A 17,629-nucleotide genomic window follows, 5' to 3' on the forward strand; every position below is an offset into this window, starting at 1 on the left:
CTGACAACCACCCCACGTGAGCCTGTTTCTCGCACGCTCACACACACAACCAGAAACTTTCCGAACCAACCCATTCAGGCAGCCGCCTCAATGGGTTTTTCTTTGCCCGGAAATCATCAACCATCCCGGCAGCGGGGAGCATCTTCCCCCTTGCGGGGTGGATTCCTTTCTGCCGGGGCAACCCACAGAAAGGAGGTCAAAGCATGTACAACAAAGTCACTCTCGTAGGTCGCATCGGCAGGGAACCCGAATACCGGGCCACCAAACAGGGAGCCGGCGTGCTTTCATTTCCGCTGGCAACCTGGGAACGGTACAGAAAGGAAGACGGGGAATATGCCGAAAAGACGGAATGGCACCAGATCGTCGCCTGGGAACCATTGGCCAACAACTTTCTGCTCTACCTGACCCAGAGAGGCGATGAGCCGAAAGGGAAAGGTCTGCTGGTTCTCGTCGAAGGCTCGATCCGGCACCGCAGATACCAGGACAAGGACGGGAATACCAGGTATGTGACGGAAATCAGGGCGGACGAAATCAAGGCCCTGCCGTCACAGAAAAACGGCGACAGCAACCGCGCCGAAGACAGCGACATTCCGTTCTGACAACCAATTCACGTAACCCGCCCCGCAGGGGAGACATCGACTCTCCCCGGAAGGGGTGCGTCTGTCTCCCCTGTGTGGCTCCAGCCAACAGGAAGGAGGCAGACAGCATGACCACTCAACTCGCAACCACGACCAGTCACGCTCTCGCCCCGCCGTCCGTTCTGGACGGAGAAAAGATCGCGCTTCTGAAGCGGACGATCTGCAAGGGAGCAACCGACGATGAACTACAGCTTTTCATCAACCAGTGCAACCGCACTGGCCTGGACCCCTTCGCCCGCCAGATCCACGCCATCAAGAGGTGGGACTCCAGCCAGAACCGGGAAGTCATGACCATCCAGACTTCCATCGACGGTTTCCGGCTCATCGCCGAGCGCACCGGCAAGTACGCCGGCCAGCTCGGCCCCTACTGGTGTGGCAAGGACGGCAGATGGGTCGAGGTCTGGCTGAACGAAACCACGCCACCCTTCGCCGCGAAGGTGGGCGTCATCCGCAAGGATTTCAAGGAACCCCTGTGGGCCGTCGCCAGGTTCAGCACCTACGCTCAGCGGACCAAAAAGGGGGAACTCACCAGATTCTGGGCGAACATGCCGGATCTGATGATCGCCAAGGTCGCCGAGGCCCTGGCCATCAGAAGGGCGTTCCCGCAGGACCTGTCGGGCATCTATCTCCACGAAGAGATGGACCAGGCCGGCGAACCTGTCCAGGAATTTCCGCCTACGGGCATGAACGGCCAGACCGACAACCCACCGCCAGCGCCCGGCCCGGACGAATCCCAGGAAGGCGAAGTCCTGATCTCCAAGGGGCAGATCGCCACCCTGGAAAGGATGATCCGGGAATCCGGCGCGGACCGGCAGAAATTCCTTGAATACCTCGGCGTCACGGCCCTGGAAGAGCTGCCGCACAGCCAGTACAAGGAGGCATGCGACGCCCTGCGGAGGAAGATGAACGGAGAACCGATCAAGCCTCCGCGCAGCGTTGATGCCATCCTGTCGGCCCTGGCCGCTCACCGGATTCAGGCGAAGCTGTCTGAGGACGGCAGGACCGTCTACGCCGAGAGCTACGAACACCGGAACCTGCTCAAGAGCATGGGCTTCCGGTGGGACAAAACCATGAAGATGTGGGCCATGACCTTCTAGGAAGGCCCCAAGCAGCACACCAACACCCTTCACAGGGGAGACAGCGAATCTCCCCGGAAGGGGCGCGTCTTGTCTCCCCTGTGTCCAACACAGACAAGGAGGCAAGACCCATGATCGAGAACATCCTTTTAGCGCTCGCCAACGTCCGCATCAAAAACATCCTGACCGGCACCATCCTCGGCTCCAGCCTCGTTGCCGCCATGTGCATCGGAGGACTGGTATGAAAGGGGCGCTCGTGCCAACGGTCATACGGGGAAAGGAATTTCCGAACTACCGGACCTGCCCGGAGTGTGGGACGGACTTTCCTCTGGATGCCAGGAGAGGAATCCCCAGGTGCAACGGCGTCCTGATTAACAGGTGTCCGTGGTGCCGGGAGGACAGCCGGCCCTGGAGAAACGGACGTGGGATATGAACGTGAACCCCAGAACCCGAGAAGACCTTGAGGCGTTGGGGTATCGAACAGACGGGGACTGTTTCGTTGTGGCGTTCCGTCTCGTCATGGACATGGAGGGGGCAACCCTCGTTCATGGCGAAGTCAGCCACGGCGACTTTCCCGAGCTGCGGTTCACCCACGCCTGGATCGAACAACAGGTCGAGCTGCTTCCCGGCATCAGGATGACCCTGGTGATCGACAGGTCCAACGGCAGGAACGTCCAGATTCCGAAAGAACTGTACTACCTGTTCGGGCGCATTGTCGACGAGCCGGGCAAGCTCGCCAGGTACACAAGGGACCAGGCCCGCCGCATGGCTTTCGAGACTGGGCACTACGGCCCTTGGGACCTGGACAACGATTTCTGAACCGACCCCGCAGGGGAGACAACGCGCTCCCCGCCAGGGGCCTTGTCTCCCCTGTGAACCATCACAAGGAGACAAGGACATGGAAAACTTCATTTTCGCTCTGCTCAATGTAAATCACAGGAACATCGTCACCGGCGTGGCCTTCGGCTCGCTCGTTGTCGCGGCCCTGGCCTTCACCCGGTAGCCAGCGGCTTTTCCTTCGTGGTAGAAAGGAGGAGCCGGATGGCAGGACGACAACTTGAGGATTACGTCATGACCTACTTCAACCCGGACCTTTCGGCTCTCGACCGATTCAACATCATCAGCCGCCTCGTCTGCCAGGATGAGGTAGCGGTAAGCCTGCTGGAAAAGCTCATTTCATCTGCCGAACACTACTTCTCAAAGGTAGTTGAAATGGAAACCCGGGTCAGGCTCGCCCGACTGAGGATTGATGGCGAAGAGTTGCGGGAGCTGACTGAGGTCCTGGACAAGAACCGGACTATGGCTCACGAAGCCCTGATTTCCGATCTGCATGTATTCAACCGCTATCTGATGAAAAACTACGAGGACGCTCCGGTTGGCGGAATCTTCAGCAAGGACCCGGATGCCATCCGCAACCGCGTGGCAGTAGCGGACTGGGCCGGAGAACTGCTGGCCGCCATTTACCAGGAGCGCCGAAAGTAATCATCGGATAGTCCATCATCAACAAGGAACACCAACCCCACGAGGGGCGGGACGAAAGCCCCCCTCGCGGGGTTTTTCGTGTCCGCCCCTTGCCATTTACGGAGGCGGACATGAGCAAGCTTCAGGCATTTCTCGAAAACGCCCTTCGCGAACAGTCCAAAAAGAACAGCAGCCACCTTGGGGATCGCAGCAGGTACGTTGGAGCGTCCGACATCGCCGGCTGCCCCCGCAAGGCGGTTCTGTCCAAGATCAACCCGCAGCCCCATGACGCGGCCACGTTGCTGCGCTTCTCTCGGGGACACGCGGCCGAAGATCTGATCGACAGCATCTTCCGGGCCGGTGGCCTGACTCCGCAGCGCGAAGTCGAACTGAGCCACCCGGACTTCCCGGAGATCAAGTGTCACATCGACTTCCTGTTCCACTCCAGGGCCAGCGGCCGCTTTCACGTCATGGAACTGAAAACGGTCGGCGGCATCCCCGATGCTCCCTACGAGGGATGGGTCAACCAGCTCCATGTCCAGATGGGACTCTTGGAGCTGAACAACCCAGGCGCACCCATCGGCGGAAGCATCCTGGCGGTCGACCTGAACGCCGGGGAGTGGAGGGAATTCAACTCCTACACGCCTAACAGGGTCCTGTTCGACGCCCTGATTACCAAGGGCCGGCACATTCTGGCCTCGCTCAAACAGCCGGAAAAAGCCCAGGCCGAGCCTGGCCGTCTGTGCGGCTCCTGCGACTACCGCGCGGACTGCCCGGCCTTTACGGAAGGTGCGGTGGAGATCCCCGGAGAGATCCGGACCCTCGCCGCCCGCTACCTGGAGAAGACCGAAACGAAAAAGGCCCTCGACAGGGACATCCGGGAACTGAAAGAGGAGATCCTTGGCTTCACCGGGCCGGACTTCAGGGGGCTGTCGGACTCGTTTCAGGTCTGCGCCTTCGAGGTCGGACCCTCTGAGACCGTGGACACCAGGCGCCTCAAGGAGAAGTTCCCGGAGGCCTACGAGAAGGTGAAGAAGGAACGCGCCGGATACACCCGGCTCGAAGTCACCAGAGTCGAGAAGAAGGCTGCCAAGGCTGCGGCCTGACTCAGAACAACCCCCACCAGGGGCGCTTTATGCCGCCCCGTTGGGGGACTCCTTTCCGGAGCGGCGTATCGCGCCCCGGAAAGGAGAAGCCCATGTTCAAGAACAGGTCGCTGCTGGTGGTGGTGATCCTGAGCCTGGTACTGCTGGCCCTTATGGTCACGCCCAGGCCGAAGGAAAACAGCCGGCAGTTTGCCGAAGCCTACGCCGACTATCGCCAGATGCGGGAGGTGTCGTCATGGTCGCGCTGACGAAACACGCCGCCAACCGCATCCTCGAAAGAAACATCCCCTTCGACGCCGTTGAAGCCTGCCGTATCGCCGCCCCGATCCTGAACGAGAACCCCCTGCGGTTCCGTTACCGGGGCCTGGTCATCGTCGCCAGAAAGGCGGGAGGCATTCCCCGGATCATCTCGGTCTGGAAGGCGTGAAGGTGAAACCTGACAGGAACTGACCACCCCAGGTCCGGGGGAAGACTTCTCTTCCCCGGACGGGGGAGACGTGTCTTCCCCCCGGTCGAACATCGACAAGGAGGAAGACACGATGACGCCAAAGCAATACAGCATCGCCAAGACCTTCGGTCTGGAAGGCATCCCCGAAGAGCTGACGGTTCGCGGCTATGCCGAACGGACTCCGTTCGTCCCGGCTATCGACCCTGACTATCAGTTTCGCAAGGACCTCCTTTCGGACATTCTCGCCTGGCACATGCTCGGCGGAATTGAAGGTCTGTACCTGACCGGCCCCACCGGGTCCGGGAAATCCACCCTGGTCACCCAGGTCGCCGCCCGGCTGAACATTCCCGTTCACCGGGTCACCGCCCACAGTCGGCTGGAAACGCCGGAGCTGGTCGGTCACCACGCCCTGGTCAACGGCTCCATGACCTTCGTCGACGGGCCGCTGACCACGGCCATGCGGGAGGGGCACTGGTTCCTTCTCGACGAGATCGATCTGCTCGACCCGGCGACGGCCGCCGGCCTGAACGGGATCGTCGAGGGTTCGCCCCTGGTGATTCCCGAAAAGGGCGGGGAGATGGTCGTTCCCGCTCCCGGCTTCTGCTTCATCGCCACCGGGAACACGGCAGGTTCCGGTGACCAGACGGGACTGTACCAGGGAACCCTGCGCCAGAACCTGGCGTTCATGGACCGCTTCTGGATGGTCGAGGTCGGCTATCCGGAAGAGGAACAGGAACGGACCATCCTGGCGAAGGCCGCGCCCGGCATCCCGGAGGAAATCAGAAGCGGCATGATCGCCTACGCCACGGAGGTGCGAAAGCTCTTCATGGCGGGACAGATCGAAGTCACCCTCTCCACCCGGACCCTGGTCCGGTGGGCCAGGCTGGCGGAATTCTTCCGACCGCTGGCCAGCCAGGGAAAGAACCCGCTCCACCACGCTCTTGAGCGGGCCTTCACCTTCCGGGCTTCACCCGAAACGCGCGACGCGCTGGCGGAGATCGCGCAGCGCATCTTCGGGTAGGAGGGGGCCATGCAAATCCACCTGAGATTCGACAACCCGAATGGCACACAGAAAGACTGGATCGCCGAGGACCGCCCCGATGGACTCCATATCTGGTGGGGCAGGACTGGCAGCACTCTCCAGTCGAGGGTGGTTCCAGCGCACAAGTGCCACCTGACCCCTCGGGACGAACTTCTGAAGCGTGCCGCCAGCAAACAGGCGAAGGGCTACTACGTGGTGTCCAGAATCCACGAACCCGGAGAAGAGACGCCACCGCCCGAACCGCCCGAGAACAACACTGTAAGCGAAGCCCTGTCCCGCTGGATCAACGGCGGGGTGAGTGCTTCGTGGTTTTAACCGCACCAACCGACTATCAACCAACCCCGGCACGGGGGAGACATTCTCCCCTGGCGGGGATGGTGTCTCTCCCGTGTCCATCTCGGACAAGGAGAAGACACCATGCTCGATCTGCTGCAAAAGCTCGTCTGCTTCAGTCTCGACATTCACATCTGGTCCGGCCGGAAGAAACTCACTCCCGCCGATCTGGGACTGGCCGGCGAGGAAATTCCCCCGGAAGAGCTTGCCACTCTCGGGGTCAAGAAAATCTGCCATCCGGCTCTTTTGACCCGGTTCCAGGCCCTGCGCCGCCGCTCCGAACGCATCTGCGAAGCGACAGGCGTTCGCTTCCTGGGCGGTTACGCCGTCCCGGAAGAGAAGGCCCAGGCGGTAGCCCAGGATCTGGAGAAGGTCGCAGCCGAGTTCGAGGCGGAGAAGCAGGAATTCCTGAAAAGCTACGCCACCAACATGGCGGCGTGGCTCAAATCCCTTCCGGAACAGTGGCGGCCGATGGTCGAAAGGGCCGTCGAGTCGCCCGAGTACGTTGCAACCCGCATCTCCTTCGACTTCCAGACCTTCCAGGTCACCGGAGTCGAGGGACTGAACAGGGGGCTTGAGTAAGCCGCCAGCGGGCTTGGCAGCCAGCTCTACCGCGAGATTGCCCAGGCCGCGAGGCAGACCTGGGAGACGTCCTTTCGCGGGCGCAACCAGGTCCGCGTGTCAGCGGTCAATCCCATCCGGCGTATCCACGAGAAAGCACGCGGGCTCGTCTTTCTCGAACCCGGCCTGGCGGACGTGCTGGACGCAATCGAAGCGGAGCTGGACGCGCTGCCAAGTGAGGGGCCTCTCAAGGGCCCGGACTTCTTCGCCCTGGTCGGCATCCTGAACACCCTGGCCAGCCTCGACGGGATCAATCTCCATGTCGAGGACGGACAGGAAAAAGAAGAGATCGATCCGGTCCAGGAAGAACAGGAATCTCCGTCCACCGTGGACGTGGAGGATGTTTTCCAGCCCATCACCGGACAGCGGCAGGCGGCTGTCGCGCCGCCGGTCGCCTGGTTCTAGGGCAGGCAGTCCCTTCATGGACCACCCCACCGTCCTGGGGCGTTTGAATCTTTCCGACGCCCCGGACGGGGGGCGTCTATGGAGGTCGCATGAACGTAGCCAGCACACTTCCCGTCGTCGCCAAGGCGATGGGAGACAAGATGGGAGTCAGGGTCGTCATCGGCGGAGGAATGGCAAGAACCGATGGGGATACCATCTACCTGCCAACCCTGCCCGAGAACGACGGGGAAGCCCTGCTCCTGGCGCGGGGATTCCTCGATCACGAGGCCGGGCACGTCCGGATGACGGATTTCTCCGTGGACAAGGGGGCCGACCCGCTCCTTGCCAACCTGACCAACATCATCGAAGACATCCGCATCGAGAAGGGGATGGGCCAGCTCTATCCGGGCTGCGCCGTCAACCTGCGAAACCTGGCGAATCACCTGGCGGCGAAGGGAGCGTTCGACTTCAACCCTGGCGAACCGGACAAGCTGTTCCTAGGGTGGGTCGTTTCCCGCTGTCGCAGCCGGATTCTCAGGCAGGAAGGACTTGTCCCCGTTTTCGAGAGAACCAACCAGCTCCTGGAACCTGTCATCGGCCCGGAACTGCTCGGCAAAGTCGCCCGGTTGCTCGATGGCGTTGGCGAACTGCTGTCCACTTCGGACGCGCACGCCCTCGCCAGACGCATCCTCGACCTGCTCCGGCAGGAACAGCAGCAGGACGAACCGTCCGGGAAGAGCGATGAATCCCCTTCGTCAGATCGGCAGGATCAGCATCCGGCCGAAAACTCTCCGTCCGACATGGACGGCGAGAACGGCGAGGATGCAGGCCAACCTGACAATAGGGATCGGTCTTCAGACGGGGCCGAGACAAAAGACAGGGAAAAGGATTCACTCTCCGGCGAGAGAAACGGGAGCCCCGACGGGAACCAGGAACAGGGCAACGAGTCCGTCTCCGACGCGGACACGGAAGCCCATTCCGCCGGAGCCGAATCACGGCAGAAGCGGCAAGACTTCCTCGACCAGATCCTGAATCCATCCAATACGGAGGAATACGGGAACATCGGGGAGATCGTCGCCAGCGAACTGGAAAGCAGGTCGGAAGCAACAAGCCAGGAGACATCGTGCATGGTCTACGCCGGCGATGGCGACCCGGAGGACTATCTGGATCGCCCGGTCGATCTGCACGATGTTCGGCGAAAGACCTCGGCGCTTCGCGCCAGGCTAGGCTGTCTGGTCCAGGCGTCCCGTCTCAAGCGGTCGTGCGCCGGTCGGTCCGGCAGGCGGATCGACCACCGGGTTCTGTCCCGGCTGCCGGTCGGGGATACGCGGATCTTCCGCCGGCAGGAGGAAAAGACGGCGGTCAACACCGCAGTCATCATCCTGCTCGACCGTTCGGGATCTATGGCCAAGCGAATCGCTCTCGCCGCCGACATCACGCTGGCCGTGGCGGACGCCATGAACACCATTCCCGGCGTCGCCGTGGCGACCGCAGCGTTCCCGGCGGCAGGGCATTCCGTCGTTGTCATGACTCCCTTCGGGATGTCGCCGGCGCGGACGGCCAGAAATTACGGCCTGAGCGCCGTAGGCGGAACCCCACTGCACGAGGCGCTTGGTTGGGCCGCCGTGCAGTTTGCCACGCGGCAGGAGACGCGAAAAGTCCTGCTGGTGGTCACGGACGGACAGCCAAACCATACGACACTTACCCGCGATTACCTCAAACGCCTGGATGCCCAGGGAATCGAGCTGATGGCGCTTGGGATCAGTGATGGAGGCGCTTGCGGCCGGTTCTTCCAAAACCACCGCACGATCAACGACATAACGGGGCTGCCGAACGCCCTGTTCGGAATGCTCCAGGAAGCACTGATCTGACAACGAACCATGTCCAGCCCGGACAGGGAAACGCCCCTGTCCGGGGCCTCCCTGTCTGGTGCCATAAGGGAGGTGACAGCATGAAACTAGAAGGAGATGACCCGTAGCCCCTCTCCTTGCGGCAAGGAAATCAAACCATTATCCTAAACTGTAAAAGGAGGATCTTATGGGCTACATGGTCATTGCCGGGGTCGTCCTGGTGCTCTTCGGCGTTGTGGTCATCATCCGCGACAAGATCGTGGACAGGCGCCAGAAGCACCAGAAGTAACCCCAACTCCAGATAGAAAAAGAAGAGAAGGGCATCCGCGTAAGCAGGTCTGCCCTTTTTTTGCGCCCAAAAGCAGTCCCCGGCAGGGAAATTCCTCCCTGCGGGGAGGGCTTCTCCCTGTCCGTATTTCACAAGGAGAAGCCCATGAAGAAAGTCCTGAAAGTCAGAATCAGTAACGAGTTCGCGGAAGGTCCGGAGGTGGCCGTCGTCGAGATCGACGATCATCTCAGATCCCGTGTCCGGCAACTCGCCTCGGCAGTCAAATCCCTGAATGTCTACGCCATCCGGGAGTTCAACGGCTACCCGGAGTTCTTCATGCAGGACCATGAGCATGAAGAGTCGGTCACTCCCCGTCCGCCGGAGGACGGGTTCGAGGAAATGGCCTGCCGGGTCGAGTGTGTGACGTTGAACGTCACGGACTCGGACTTCTATTGGACCGGATACGTCAAGCACACGGATGTCCGGTTCGAGACGGACAGTATTCCTCTGGAGGAAATCGAATGACACCAACCCCATGACGGGGGGAATCATCCTCCGTCGTGGGGGAGTTTCCTCCCAGGGAGGTAGCCATGGTAGCGAAGAAAGCACGTCCGAAGGTTGTCCGGGGGGAAACTCTTGAAATGAAATCCCCCTGTGGCAAAATCTACGTCACTCTGAACGACCATCCGGAAACCGGCAATCTCATGGAGATTTTCGTCCGGTTCGGAAAATCCGGAACCTGCGCCAGCCTGGTCGCCAATGCCCTTACCATCATCACTTCCTACGGACTTCGGTCCGGAATGGACGTAACCGACGCCATCAAGGGGTTGATCGGCCACGGCTGTCACAAGGCTCCGGTTTACGACGACAGCGGAATGATCACGTCCTGCGTCGACGCCATCGGCAAGGCCATCCGCATTCACGCGGGGCTGGAGCCGGAGGAAGAGCGGGAACAGGAAAACACGTCACAGGAGGGTTGAGATGAAGAAGCTGGTGGTTCTGATTGTCATGGCCTTCCTGCTGAGTGGCTGCTCGGCAGAAGGTCTGCGGAAAGCGGAAAAGACCACGCGGATTGGTGGGCTGGCCAACCCGATTGGAGCGATCATTCACGCCCCTATTTGGGTGGCCGCTGAAATCGCAAACGCCGGATCGGAGCCCGAACTGACCGAGGCCGACAAGGAGGCCCAGAGAAAGGCCGTTGAAGAGGCCCGGAAACGGAGGGCGAAATATCTGGCGGAAAAGGCGGCGAAGGAGAAGGAAGCCGCCGAATAAGCCTGAGCGGACATAGCGGGGCCTGACGGCCCCGCTTGCCTCCGGGTGAAGTCCAGAAGGGCTTCCTCCAGTCCCTGTCCAGATTCGACGGGGATTGCGGGAAGCCCTTCTGGGTTCAACTTCACCAGCAAAAGGAGGCTGCCATGTCCGTCAAAGTCAAGATCAACAATCGCGTATTCACTCTCTCTTGGGATGAGTTCGAGAAGCTGATCCTGAGAAAGGCCCCGAAAGCTCCGGTGGAAATTCTGAGCATGGGGTAAAAGGCAGGGCGTGGACGCAAGTCCCCGCCCTGCTATTTTTTTTGGATATTCCCTCCGCAATCATATAAAAGGTGAGGGAAAAGCCATGACCATCCTGCAGCAGACCTACCTCGAAGCCGATTCCCCCGGCCACGCCTGGTATCGGTTGCAGCTGATCCAGCTTGCCGAAGGGTTCGTGATCGAGAAGCACTCCGGCTGCCGTGGCCGCAAGGCCCACACCGAAGCCTGGTTCCGGTGGGACAAGGCGGCGGCCCGCAAGGTCTACGACAGGATTCTCAGAAACAAAACCAAAGATGGCCGGCGCAGGGTCTATCGGGAAGTCCCCTCGCCGGCACAGCTCGAACTTTTCTCTTGAAGGAGGGGGGCAAGGCTATGACCAATGAAGAGATCGCCCAGAAATGGGTCGAGGGGTTGACGGTAATCCGCTCGCATCTGGCCGTCATCAACGACGATGCGGCCTGGCAACAGGAGCCGAACAGGGTGCTGGCCGCCACGGACCGTCTCGCCAAGCTCAAAAGCTGGTGTCTGGAGGTTATGGCGGCCTGGCCGGAGATGCGGGAGAAGTTTCTGGAGGACATCGCCCGGAGAGAGGAAGCCGATGGCCGTGATCGTCCTTCCGCGCTTCAAGATGCCGAAAGCGCGGTGTTCAGATTCGACAAGACGGCAGAACCGGAGGATCGAAAACAGCATCCAGAAGTCGATTCTGGACTGGTTCGCCATCAGGGGCGTCCGTTGCGAACGGCTTAACTCCGGGGCGCTGAAGGCGGAGGAACGGTTCATCCGCTTCGGGTTTCCCGGATGCCCAGACCTGATGGTCCTCGATCCCGTTGTCAGGGTTGGCTTCATCGAAGTCAAGGCGCCCGGCGGCCGCCTGAGCAAAGACCAGAGGGACTTTCGGGAGCATTGCCGTCGCAGTGGCATCCCGCACCTGGTCGCCCGGTCGCTGGAGGACGTTATTGACTGGTGGGCAGGCCATGAAAAAGGTCACCAGAGTCGTTCCGACGTGGGTTAAGGTCGCCGGCCTTGCGGTGCTTACCGGATACCTTGGTTACCACCTGATCGCGGAAGAACCGTCCCGAGTTCCCGCCACCGAGAAGCCCCTCGTTGTCACGCCAGGCCCTGGCATCGAACGGGGGCTGCCTGGAAAAATCCTGCTCAACACCAGACAGGTTGTGACCGGCAATGTGTTCAGCCCGGTGGTCGAGCCGGACGAGGCCCCGGTTGTCATCAGGGAGTCAGACGGCAAGCCTTTCTACGCCGACGAATAAGCGGGCCATGAAATGGCGCAACCACAAGCTCTGCACCTTCTGCGTGATGTTCGCCGCCACCGGCCGACTGCTGCCTGCCTTCATTGCCGGGCTCGGCTCGATCCTGCCGGATGTGCTGGAGGCCGGACTTGTCCGGCACCGGACGCTGACCCACTGGCCGGTCATCTATGTTCTGGCGATCATTGTCCTGTTGCCGGCTATCAAGCTCATATCCTGGTGGACATGGCTGGTAACGGCCTGCCTGGTTGTCGGCTGCCTGCTGCATCTGGCCGAAGACGGACTGAGCAAGGGCGGTATTCCGCTGCTGAACCCGGCTGGCCGGAAATTCGGCGCCGGCTGGTACGTGACGGACTCCATCGCGGAAACCTTCGTGGTGACCGGGATTGTTGCCTTGGCCCTGGTTGTTGCCGGGAAGCGGGGCTTCCTCTCGATGGACTTTCTCGCCGTCGAGATTCAGTGGCTGCTGTCCTGGTGGAAGTGAACTTGTTTTCCCGTTGCCTAAAAAACAGGCAGACGGCAACGGGCCAAGTCGGTCCCGAAACATGGGACGACCTTATCCACAGAAAACGGGCTGGTTATCCAGTGTGACTGTTGATTGACGACCGGGCTTTGCGACCCGGTTTTTGGACGGATTTTTACTCTACATAATTGACCTTCTGTAAAGCAAACGGCTCACTGTTCTGCTCACCGACCATGAGAGGCCGGCGTGGTGGGCTGGAGCCACCAAGTGGCAGCACAAGGAGCGCACCTGCATGATTGTGCCTCCTGAGAAAGTCCAGCAGACGAGCCAATAGAATAGAACAAGGAGGCACAGGTGACCGTGGTCCAGGCGGGCAGCAAAATTCTGCGCAAACTTGTCGTGGCTGTGATGGCTCTAACCTTGGCTGGCTGCGGAGCCACAATCGCATACAATGGGAGCAAACCCGCGACAAGATACTTTGGCGCAACCATCGAGGATTTGAGAATCCTTCTGTGCCCGTTCTCAAAAGGGTGGGGTTGGCGTACCTACGGGGTTCTTACGCCTTTCGTCGGCTTCTACGATCTCTACGTATCTATACCCGTCGATGTCATCGCAATTCCGTTTGTTTTCAAAAATCGCAATCAGGAACTTCTGTCGAGATTGATGGAGCGACAAACAAAGGACTATGTGAGCCTGCCCTTAGAACAAGATGAAAAAGAAACGACACAAGCCCAGATGGCCACAGGTGCGACTGAAGAGAAACCCCAGGATTCAGGGTCGGATTGCCCCAAAAAGGCACCATCGGCGCCTCGCTCTTGAAAATTTCCGCTCGACCAGTGGTCGAGCATAGATGGCCGGGAAACTATATGGAGAAAAATAAACATGTTGAACTTGTCCAAACATCCCTGCCCCCTGCCTTCGCGCCGGACCTAACTGACCTGCTTGCCGACTGGCTCAACCTCGATGTCGCCAACGGGGACGCCTGCGCCGACACCCTGAAGACCTACCAGGGACAGATCCAGAGCTGGCTGGCTTGGTGCGGCGAGAATAATGTCCATCCCGGACAGGCCACAACCGAGGATGTCAAAGCCTGGCGGAAGGCCCTGATCGCCGCCGGCGCGAAGCCCTCGACGATCTCGCTCAAGCTGACCACCATCCGCAGGTTTTACCAGTCCGCTGTGGACAGGGGACTGATCGACAAGAACCCGGCAGCCAACGTCAGGGCCCCTCGGGAACGCCGGGCCAGAAGGGAGCAGATGAAATACCTGTCGGCGGGCGAGGCGGAACTTCTGTTCCGCGCCATCCCGACAGATGGCGGTATCAAGGCCCTGCGGGACCGGGCCATGATCGGCCTGATGGCACTGGAGGGCCTTCGCCGGGTTGAGATCGTTCGGGCCTGCGTTTCCGATATTGAGGGGAGCGGGCAGGACATGCGGCTGCTGATCCACGGCAAGGGCAAGGACCGTTTTATCTACCCAAGGGAGGACACGGCCCAGGCTCTGGCGGACTACCTGGTTGCGCGTGGCCCTGTTGTCGGAGACGAACTGGGGGAACCCCTTTTTGTCCAAATCCGCAAGGGTGGTCATCCCGAAGGCCGGATTACCAGACAAGGCGTGAACTCGGTCATCAACCATTATCTGCTGAAGGCCGGCCTGAAGCGGGAGGGGGTTTCCTGCCATGCGTTGCGCCACACCTGCGGGGCCCTGCTCTACCAGGCAACGAGGGACATTCGGGCCGTTCAGGAAACACTCGGGCACAGCAGCATTTCCACTTCCGCCGGCTATGCCCACATCGTCGAGCGTGGGCAGGCACGTTACACGCGGCAGATTCCGGTGGAGCTGAAGAGGTGAGAGAATCAGGCAGCTCAAAGCGTTCTTATACTTCTGGGGTAGTGCATCGATGACAACCTTGACAATGCGATAAAAAAGCGCTAACAAAAAGCTGTTATATAGGAGGGGGATTATGACACGATGAGCAAAAGCCGTCCGGGGAGCAACCCAACCGGACGGCTTTTTGTTTTTTTTCTCCGAGATGGAAAAACGTGGACAAATATTGGAATCCGTTGCTGTTGATGAGCAGACATAGCAGTGTAATTTGTCCGCAAGCCCCCCTAACACATTGATATCAAAGCCCTAAAAGAGCGACAAGCGTGGAACGGGAATGGATGCAAGTAGGCCATCCATATAAAGCAATGAGAGAGACAATTAAAATATTTGGGAAAATGAATGTATCTTTAATAGATAGAGTGAAGGGCTTCTTTTCCAAGGATAAATTCGGATATTGGTTTAACCACTTTGCCGACGAAGAGAAGAAACAGGCGGCAATGGATGCTATCGGGCTGGCAAAGATCATTGCTGCAGACACAGACGCAGAAAGCGAAAAAAGAAAAATCGTAGCGGAGTACATTCTCAAACAACGAATAGCCAAGCTACAAGCTAAGGCAACTCTGGTCGCCGCGATAATTGGAGCCGTCCTAGGAGGATTAATAACTGGAATTATTTCTTTTCTTGTTAACTACTATTAGTGGTTTCACCGCAAGTGTCCATGAAAGATCATCCATCTTTTGCAGATTGTGAACATATATACTGGCACATCGCTAAGACAATCCATGATCGCGTTATTTGAGCACATACCAAAACGAGACATAGTCATGAAATATTTCTGCATGACGTTATGTCTTTTCTTCTTTTTGTTTACTGATACAGCAGTCTACTCAATGGATCTCTGTCGCGCATCGAACGTCATTGACGGAGACAGCTTAACCATTAAATGCCAGAGATATAATGGCATTATTGGTCTCTATGGTGTTGACGCTCCTGAATTGACTCAAGCATATGGAAATGAAGCAAAGAATTACCTATTCAATCTCGTCAAAAACAAGCAATTAATAATTATAAGCATGTTTCATAAACAAAAAAAAGCAAGTATCGTTTTTGAGAATGGGAAAAGCTTGAATGCTCAACTCATTCTTAATGGCTATGCTTGGGCAGACAAAAACGAGAGAAGCCCTAGCAGCCGTTATTTAAAATTTGAAAAGGAAGCGCGAAAAAGCAAAAAAGGTTTATGGGCAATTGAAAACAATGTCCAACCTTGGGTTTATAGATTACGCTATAACCTTGCTGACGACGAGGAAAAAGTTTTGAACAACCTGGAAACAAGCAAATTCAACCAGGAACAAAAAAAACATGGGCACTCCAGTCAAAGCAACAAGTATTCTAATTATAGTGAGTGCTTCTACGCAGAATATAGCAAGGCAGTTGGTGGCTCCAGTGCAAAAACAGCATCAGGGGCTATTATAAACTTAAAAATTGGAACATCAGTCGCACAAACAATTTGTGATGCTATGTTTGGCGTTAAAAGAAAAACGACTAAAAGAAAGATAAGCAAGGCAATTAAATGTAGGTCAGACTATACATGTAGAATTGGTTATATGTGCATGAAAAAACCATATCGTTCTGAAGGAATCTGTGTAAAACGAGTTGATAAATATGGCATTCAGTCTTTTGATCCTCCCCAAGCCGACAGTGTGGGACCAAGACTAGACGAAGGCTGTATATCTAGCGTAGATTGCCCGACTGGATTCAGATGTGATCCATTTTACAAGCAATGCGTAAAATGAAGACCTTTTATATCAAGTAAGAAACGATCCTTTTTTTCAACCTTGAAAGGAAAGCAAAATCAAAAAAATGGGCTTTGGTCGACAAAAAACCCAGCACCGCCATGGAAAAGCCCAATGTTTATAAAAACACGACTTATATAAATACGAAATTTTGCTATACGCTTACAATATGAACGATCAAAAAAATCAAGCTACACAAATTAGGAATATTGGCGACGCAAGGATTCAAAACAGCACAAAGACGAGAACGTCTAATACAAGCTAAATTACGAAGTTATTTTTTTATAAAAAATCATTGTTTAGTTTTCTACATGTTCGCTAGGCGTCAAAAGTGAACTGTCACAGCAGCGATATTTCAATGGATAACATATGATCGACCCAGCCAGTCAAGCGCAGCTGAAAGAGGCGATTGCTGATTGCATTAGCACCGACCAAGGGGTGCTAGATATCCTGCGGAAAGAGATCCGTCCTCTAAAAAGCGCCACACGCCGAATTCAGCTACGAGCCACAACATCGATTTCGCTAGTAGGCACCGATGGTGGCAACAATCAACTTCACTTCGACCCTTTTCTAATTCAGTTGATCAGGGTGGTGGACAGCAGCAACAACGAGTACTGTCTGGAGGCAGTCTCCCCCACAACGCCAATTCAGAAGCTCAACAATCGTCAATTTGCCGTGGACGGGTCGCCGCGCACAGCTCTTGGCGAGATGATGGCCTTTCTGGAGGTGGACAGTTTACCGGCGCTTTCCCACATGATTCGGCCAACCGACAAAGGTAAACCGGTCTCCCCTAGCTGGGTCCAGGTCTACCGGGAGCTGGTCGAGTGGGCGATCCTGTTCGCTATCCTGAAGAAGGATTTCGGAACCGACACCCTGATTGTTTGCGACGGCTTGTTACGCAGCAAGGTCTTCGCTAAGGATCTGTTCCAACGCCTGCTTCAAGGCATTAAATCCCGTATCGACTTGCAGTGGAGTAAGAGCCGCCGTCGTGTGTATCTGGCCGGTGTAGCCAAACACAGCAAAGTGCTTTCACGATACCGCCTCGCTATGGCCCTAGAAGGAGTACTCCAAACCGACTACCCCGCCTACGTAGAGGTGCCACGCGAAGTGGAAGAAAAGGCCTACGTCTGGTCGGAGTTCGCACGAGGTGATGACCGCTCCGTGGAAGGCAGGGAGATCAACAAGTTCGTCGGTGGCAAGATGTTCCTAGTGAAGTTCGGCTCACATCGCAGCGACCCAGTATGGCCTGTGGACATCTTTGTGCCGCAAGTCGGGGAAGCTCAGGCCATCTTAGGTGCGATGCTCGCTGACGCTATCAATGGCTTCCCGGTACCCCACTATCCGCTTTGCCTGCAAAAGGCACATGAAAATGCGGCCTTAGTCGATTTTGATTTCGATATTCTGCAAGATTTCATTTACGAGGGCGTCCGATCTAGTTTAGGCGACGATGCAGAGACCCTAGACGTATTTCATCTTCAGGATGCCGACCCCGCGCAACGCCGGTACGGATAAGTAAGGAGGGA

General features: G+C 57.6%; 24 protein-coding genes and 1 pseudogene. All 25 read left to right on the forward strand.

Going from position 1 to position 17,629, the window contains the following annotated elements; genetic code table 11:
• Positions 1-203: 203 nt before the first annotated feature.
• Positions 204-599, forward strand: coding sequence for a single-stranded DNA-binding protein (locus EDC39_RS11755; protein WP_148896587.1), 396 nt, complete (start codon positions 204-206; stop codon positions 597-599).
• Positions 600-706: 107 nt separating this feature from the next.
• Positions 707-1,735, forward strand: coding sequence for a phage recombination protein Bet (gene bet / locus EDC39_RS11760; RefSeq protein ID WP_148896588.1), 1,029 nt, complete (start codon positions 707-709; stop codon positions 1,733-1,735).
• A 480-nt stretch (positions 1,736-2,215) separates the two neighbouring features.
• Positions 2,216-2,533: a hypothetical protein gene (locus tag EDC39_RS11765; RefSeq protein ID WP_148896589.1), complete on the forward strand. Its 318-nt coding sequence runs from the start codon at positions 2,216-2,218 to the stop codon at positions 2,531-2,533.
• Between the two features lie 222 nt (positions 2,534-2,755).
• Positions 2,756-3,196 carry a DUF3232 domain-containing protein gene (locus EDC39_RS11770; protein ID WP_148896590.1) on the forward strand — a complete coding sequence of 147 codons (441 nt, stop codon included), beginning with the start codon at positions 2,756-2,758 and terminating at the stop codon, positions 3,194-3,196.
• 110 nt (positions 3,197-3,306) lie between these two features.
• Positions 3,307-4,281, forward strand: a complete 975-nt coding sequence (locus EDC39_RS11775) for a PD-(D/E)XK nuclease family protein (RefSeq protein WP_148896591.1) — start codon at positions 3,307-3,309, stop codon at positions 4,279-4,281.
• Positions 4,282-4,373: 92 nt separating this feature from the next.
• Positions 4,374-4,529, forward strand: a complete 156-nt coding sequence (locus tag EDC39_RS15375; RefSeq protein WP_187426777.1) for a hypothetical protein — start codon at positions 4,374-4,376, stop codon at positions 4,527-4,529.
• The gene (locus EDC39_RS11780; protein WP_148896592.1) at positions 4,517-4,708 is read left to right on the forward strand and encodes a hypothetical protein; all 192 of its coding nucleotides are present in this window, start codon (positions 4,517-4,519) and stop codon (positions 4,706-4,708) included. The genes EDC39_RS15375 and EDC39_RS11780 overlap by 13 nt, the downstream gene beginning before the upstream one ends.
• A 112-nt stretch (positions 4,709-4,820) precedes the next feature.
• Positions 4,821-5,750 (forward strand): CbbQ/NirQ/NorQ/GpvN family protein, encoded by a 930-nt coding sequence (locus tag EDC39_RS11785; protein WP_148896593.1) that lies wholly within the window; start codon positions 4,821-4,823, stop codon positions 5,748-5,750.
• A gap of 9 nt (positions 5,751-5,759) precedes the next feature.
• Positions 5,760-6,086 carry a hypothetical protein gene (locus EDC39_RS11790; protein WP_148896594.1) on the forward strand — a complete coding sequence of 109 codons (327 nt, stop codon included), beginning with the start codon at positions 5,760-5,762 and terminating at the stop codon, positions 6,084-6,086.
• A 102-nt stretch (positions 6,087-6,188) separates the two neighbouring features.
• Positions 6,189-7,130: pseudogene (locus EDC39_RS15620) on the forward strand (DUF3150 domain-containing protein).
• Positions 7,131-7,219: 89 nt separating this feature from the next.
• The gene (locus EDC39_RS11805) at positions 7,220-8,980 is read left to right on the forward strand and encodes a cobaltochelatase CobT-related protein (RefSeq protein WP_148896597.1); all 1,761 of its coding nucleotides are present in this window, start codon (positions 7,220-7,222) and stop codon (positions 8,978-8,980) included.
• Positions 8,981-9,392: 412 nt separating this feature from the next.
• Positions 9,393-9,752, forward strand: a complete 360-nt coding sequence (locus tag EDC39_RS11810; protein WP_148896598.1) for a hypothetical protein — start codon at positions 9,393-9,395, stop codon at positions 9,750-9,752.
• Between the two features lie 65 nt (positions 9,753-9,817).
• Positions 9,818-10,207, forward strand: coding sequence for a TSCPD domain-containing protein (locus EDC39_RS11815; RefSeq protein WP_148896599.1), 390 nt, complete (start codon positions 9,818-9,820; stop codon positions 10,205-10,207).
• Position 10,208: 1 nt separating this feature from the next.
• On the forward strand, positions 10,209-10,499 hold the full coding sequence (locus tag EDC39_RS11820; protein WP_148896600.1) for a lipoprotein: 291 nt from the start codon (positions 10,209-10,211) through the stop codon (positions 10,497-10,499).
• Positions 10,500-10,642: 143 nt separating this feature from the next.
• Positions 10,643-10,759 carry an RlpA-like double-psi beta-barrel domain-containing protein gene (locus EDC39_RS15460; protein ID WP_222862880.1) on the forward strand — a complete coding sequence of 39 codons (117 nt, stop codon included), beginning with the start codon at positions 10,643-10,645 and terminating at the stop codon, positions 10,757-10,759.
• 85 nt (positions 10,760-10,844) lie between these two features.
• On the forward strand, positions 10,845-11,114 hold the full coding sequence (locus tag EDC39_RS11825) for a hypothetical protein (protein ID WP_148896601.1): 270 nt from the start codon (positions 10,845-10,847) through the stop codon (positions 11,112-11,114).
• A gap of 17 nt (positions 11,115-11,131) precedes the next feature.
• Positions 11,132-11,506: a hypothetical protein gene (locus EDC39_RS15625; RefSeq protein WP_246140250.1), complete on the forward strand. Its 375-nt coding sequence runs from the start codon at positions 11,132-11,134 to the stop codon at positions 11,504-11,506.
• A complete protein-coding gene (locus tag EDC39_RS15955) occupies positions 11,388-11,771 on the forward strand; it encodes a VRR-NUC domain-containing protein (protein WP_407925438.1) in 384 nt (127 codons plus the stop codon). Before EDC39_RS15625 ends, EDC39_RS15955 begins: the two co-directional genes overlap by 119 nt.
• The gene (locus EDC39_RS11835) at positions 11,734-12,027 is read left to right on the forward strand and encodes a hypothetical protein (RefSeq protein WP_148896603.1); all 294 of its coding nucleotides are present in this window, start codon (positions 11,734-11,736) and stop codon (positions 12,025-12,027) included. The genes EDC39_RS15955 and EDC39_RS11835 overlap by 38 nt, the downstream gene beginning before the upstream one ends.
• A 7-nt stretch (positions 12,028-12,034) precedes the next feature.
• Entirely contained in the window at positions 12,035-12,508 is a 474-nt protein-coding gene (locus EDC39_RS11840; protein WP_187426780.1) for a metal-dependent hydrolase, read from the forward strand.
• 333 nt (positions 12,509-12,841) lie between these two features.
• Positions 12,842-13,306 carry a YceK/YidQ family lipoprotein gene (locus EDC39_RS11845; protein ID WP_148896605.1) on the forward strand — a complete coding sequence of 155 codons (465 nt, stop codon included), beginning with the start codon at positions 12,842-12,844 and terminating at the stop codon, positions 13,304-13,306.
• A gap of 47 nt (positions 13,307-13,353) precedes the next feature.
• Positions 13,354-14,337, forward strand: coding sequence for a tyrosine-type recombinase/integrase (locus EDC39_RS11850; protein ID WP_148896606.1), 984 nt, complete (start codon positions 13,354-13,356; stop codon positions 14,335-14,337).
• 299 nt (positions 14,338-14,636) lie between these two features.
• A complete protein-coding gene (locus EDC39_RS11855) occupies positions 14,637-15,011 on the forward strand; it encodes a hypothetical protein (protein ID WP_148896607.1) in 375 nt (124 codons plus the stop codon).
• A 126-nt stretch (positions 15,012-15,137) separates the two neighbouring features.
• The gene (locus EDC39_RS11860) at positions 15,138-16,106 is read left to right on the forward strand and encodes a thermonuclease family protein (RefSeq protein ID WP_187426781.1); all 969 of its coding nucleotides are present in this window, start codon (positions 15,138-15,140) and stop codon (positions 16,104-16,106) included.
• Between the two features lie 369 nt (positions 16,107-16,475).
• Positions 16,476-17,618 carry a hypothetical protein gene (locus tag EDC39_RS11865; protein ID WP_148896609.1) on the forward strand — a complete coding sequence of 381 codons (1,143 nt, stop codon included), beginning with the start codon at positions 16,476-16,478 and terminating at the stop codon, positions 17,616-17,618.
• Positions 17,619-17,629 lie beyond the last annotated feature (11 nt).

The organism is Geothermobacter ehrlichii (genome assembly GCF_008124615.1).
Lineage (GTDB): Bacteria > Desulfobacterota > Desulfuromonadia > Desulfuromonadales > Geothermobacteraceae > Geothermobacter > Geothermobacter ehrlichii.

Coding starts and splice junctions, on each gene's coding strand:
- EDC39_RS11755 (WP_148896587.1), top strand. CDS start 204: ATGTACAACAAAGTCACTCTCGTAGGTCGCATCGGCAGGGAACCCGAA.
- bet (WP_148896588.1), top strand. CDS start 707: ATGACCACTCAACTCGCAACCACGACCAGTCACGCTCTCGCCCCGCCG.
- EDC39_RS11770 (WP_148896590.1), top strand. CDS start 2,756: ATGGCAGGACGACAACTTGAGGATTACGTCATGACCTACTTCAACCCG.
- EDC39_RS11775 (WP_148896591.1), top strand. CDS start 3,307: ATGAGCAAGCTTCAGGCATTTCTCGAAAACGCCCTTCGCGAACAGTCC.
- EDC39_RS15375 (WP_187426777.1), top strand. CDS start 4,374: ATGTTCAAGAACAGGTCGCTGCTGGTGGTGGTGATCCTGAGCCTGGTA.
- EDC39_RS11780 (WP_148896592.1), top strand. CDS start 4,517: ATGGTCGCGCTGACGAAACACGCCGCCAACCGCATCCTCGAAAGAAAC.
- EDC39_RS11785 (WP_148896593.1), top strand. CDS start 4,821: ATGACGCCAAAGCAATACAGCATCGCCAAGACCTTCGGTCTGGAAGGC.
- EDC39_RS11790 (WP_148896594.1), top strand. CDS start 5,760: ATGCAAATCCACCTGAGATTCGACAACCCGAATGGCACACAGAAAGAC.
- EDC39_RS11805 (WP_148896597.1), top strand. CDS start 7,220: ATGAACGTAGCCAGCACACTTCCCGTCGTCGCCAAGGCGATGGGAGAC.
- EDC39_RS11810 (WP_148896598.1), top strand. CDS start 9,393: ATGAAGAAAGTCCTGAAAGTCAGAATCAGTAACGAGTTCGCGGAAGGT.
- EDC39_RS11815 (WP_148896599.1), top strand. CDS start 9,818: ATGGTAGCGAAGAAAGCACGTCCGAAGGTTGTCCGGGGGGAAACTCTT.
- EDC39_RS11820 (WP_148896600.1), top strand. CDS start 10,209: ATGAAGAAGCTGGTGGTTCTGATTGTCATGGCCTTCCTGCTGAGTGGC.
- EDC39_RS15460 (WP_222862880.1), top strand. CDS start 10,643: ATGTCCGTCAAAGTCAAGATCAACAATCGCGTATTCACTCTCTCTTGG.
- EDC39_RS11825 (WP_148896601.1), top strand. CDS start 10,845: ATGACCATCCTGCAGCAGACCTACCTCGAAGCCGATTCCCCCGGCCAC.
- EDC39_RS15625 (WP_246140250.1), top strand. CDS start 11,132: ATGACCAATGAAGAGATCGCCCAGAAATGGGTCGAGGGGTTGACGGTA.
- EDC39_RS15955 (WP_407925438.1), top strand. CDS start 11,388: ATGCCGAAAGCGCGGTGTTCAGATTCGACAAGACGGCAGAACCGGAGG.
- EDC39_RS11835 (WP_148896603.1), top strand. CDS start 11,734: ATGAAAAAGGTCACCAGAGTCGTTCCGACGTGGGTTAAGGTCGCCGGC.
- EDC39_RS11840 (WP_187426780.1), top strand. CDS start 12,035: ATGAAATGGCGCAACCACAAGCTCTGCACCTTCTGCGTGATGTTCGCC.
- EDC39_RS11850 (WP_148896606.1), top strand. CDS start 13,354: ATGGAGAAAAATAAACATGTTGAACTTGTCCAAACATCCCTGCCCCCT.
- EDC39_RS11860 (WP_187426781.1), top strand. CDS start 15,138: ATGAAATATTTCTGCATGACGTTATGTCTTTTCTTCTTTTTGTTTACT.
- EDC39_RS11865 (WP_148896609.1), top strand. CDS start 16,476: ATGATCGACCCAGCCAGTCAAGCGCAGCTGAAAGAGGCGATTGCTGAT.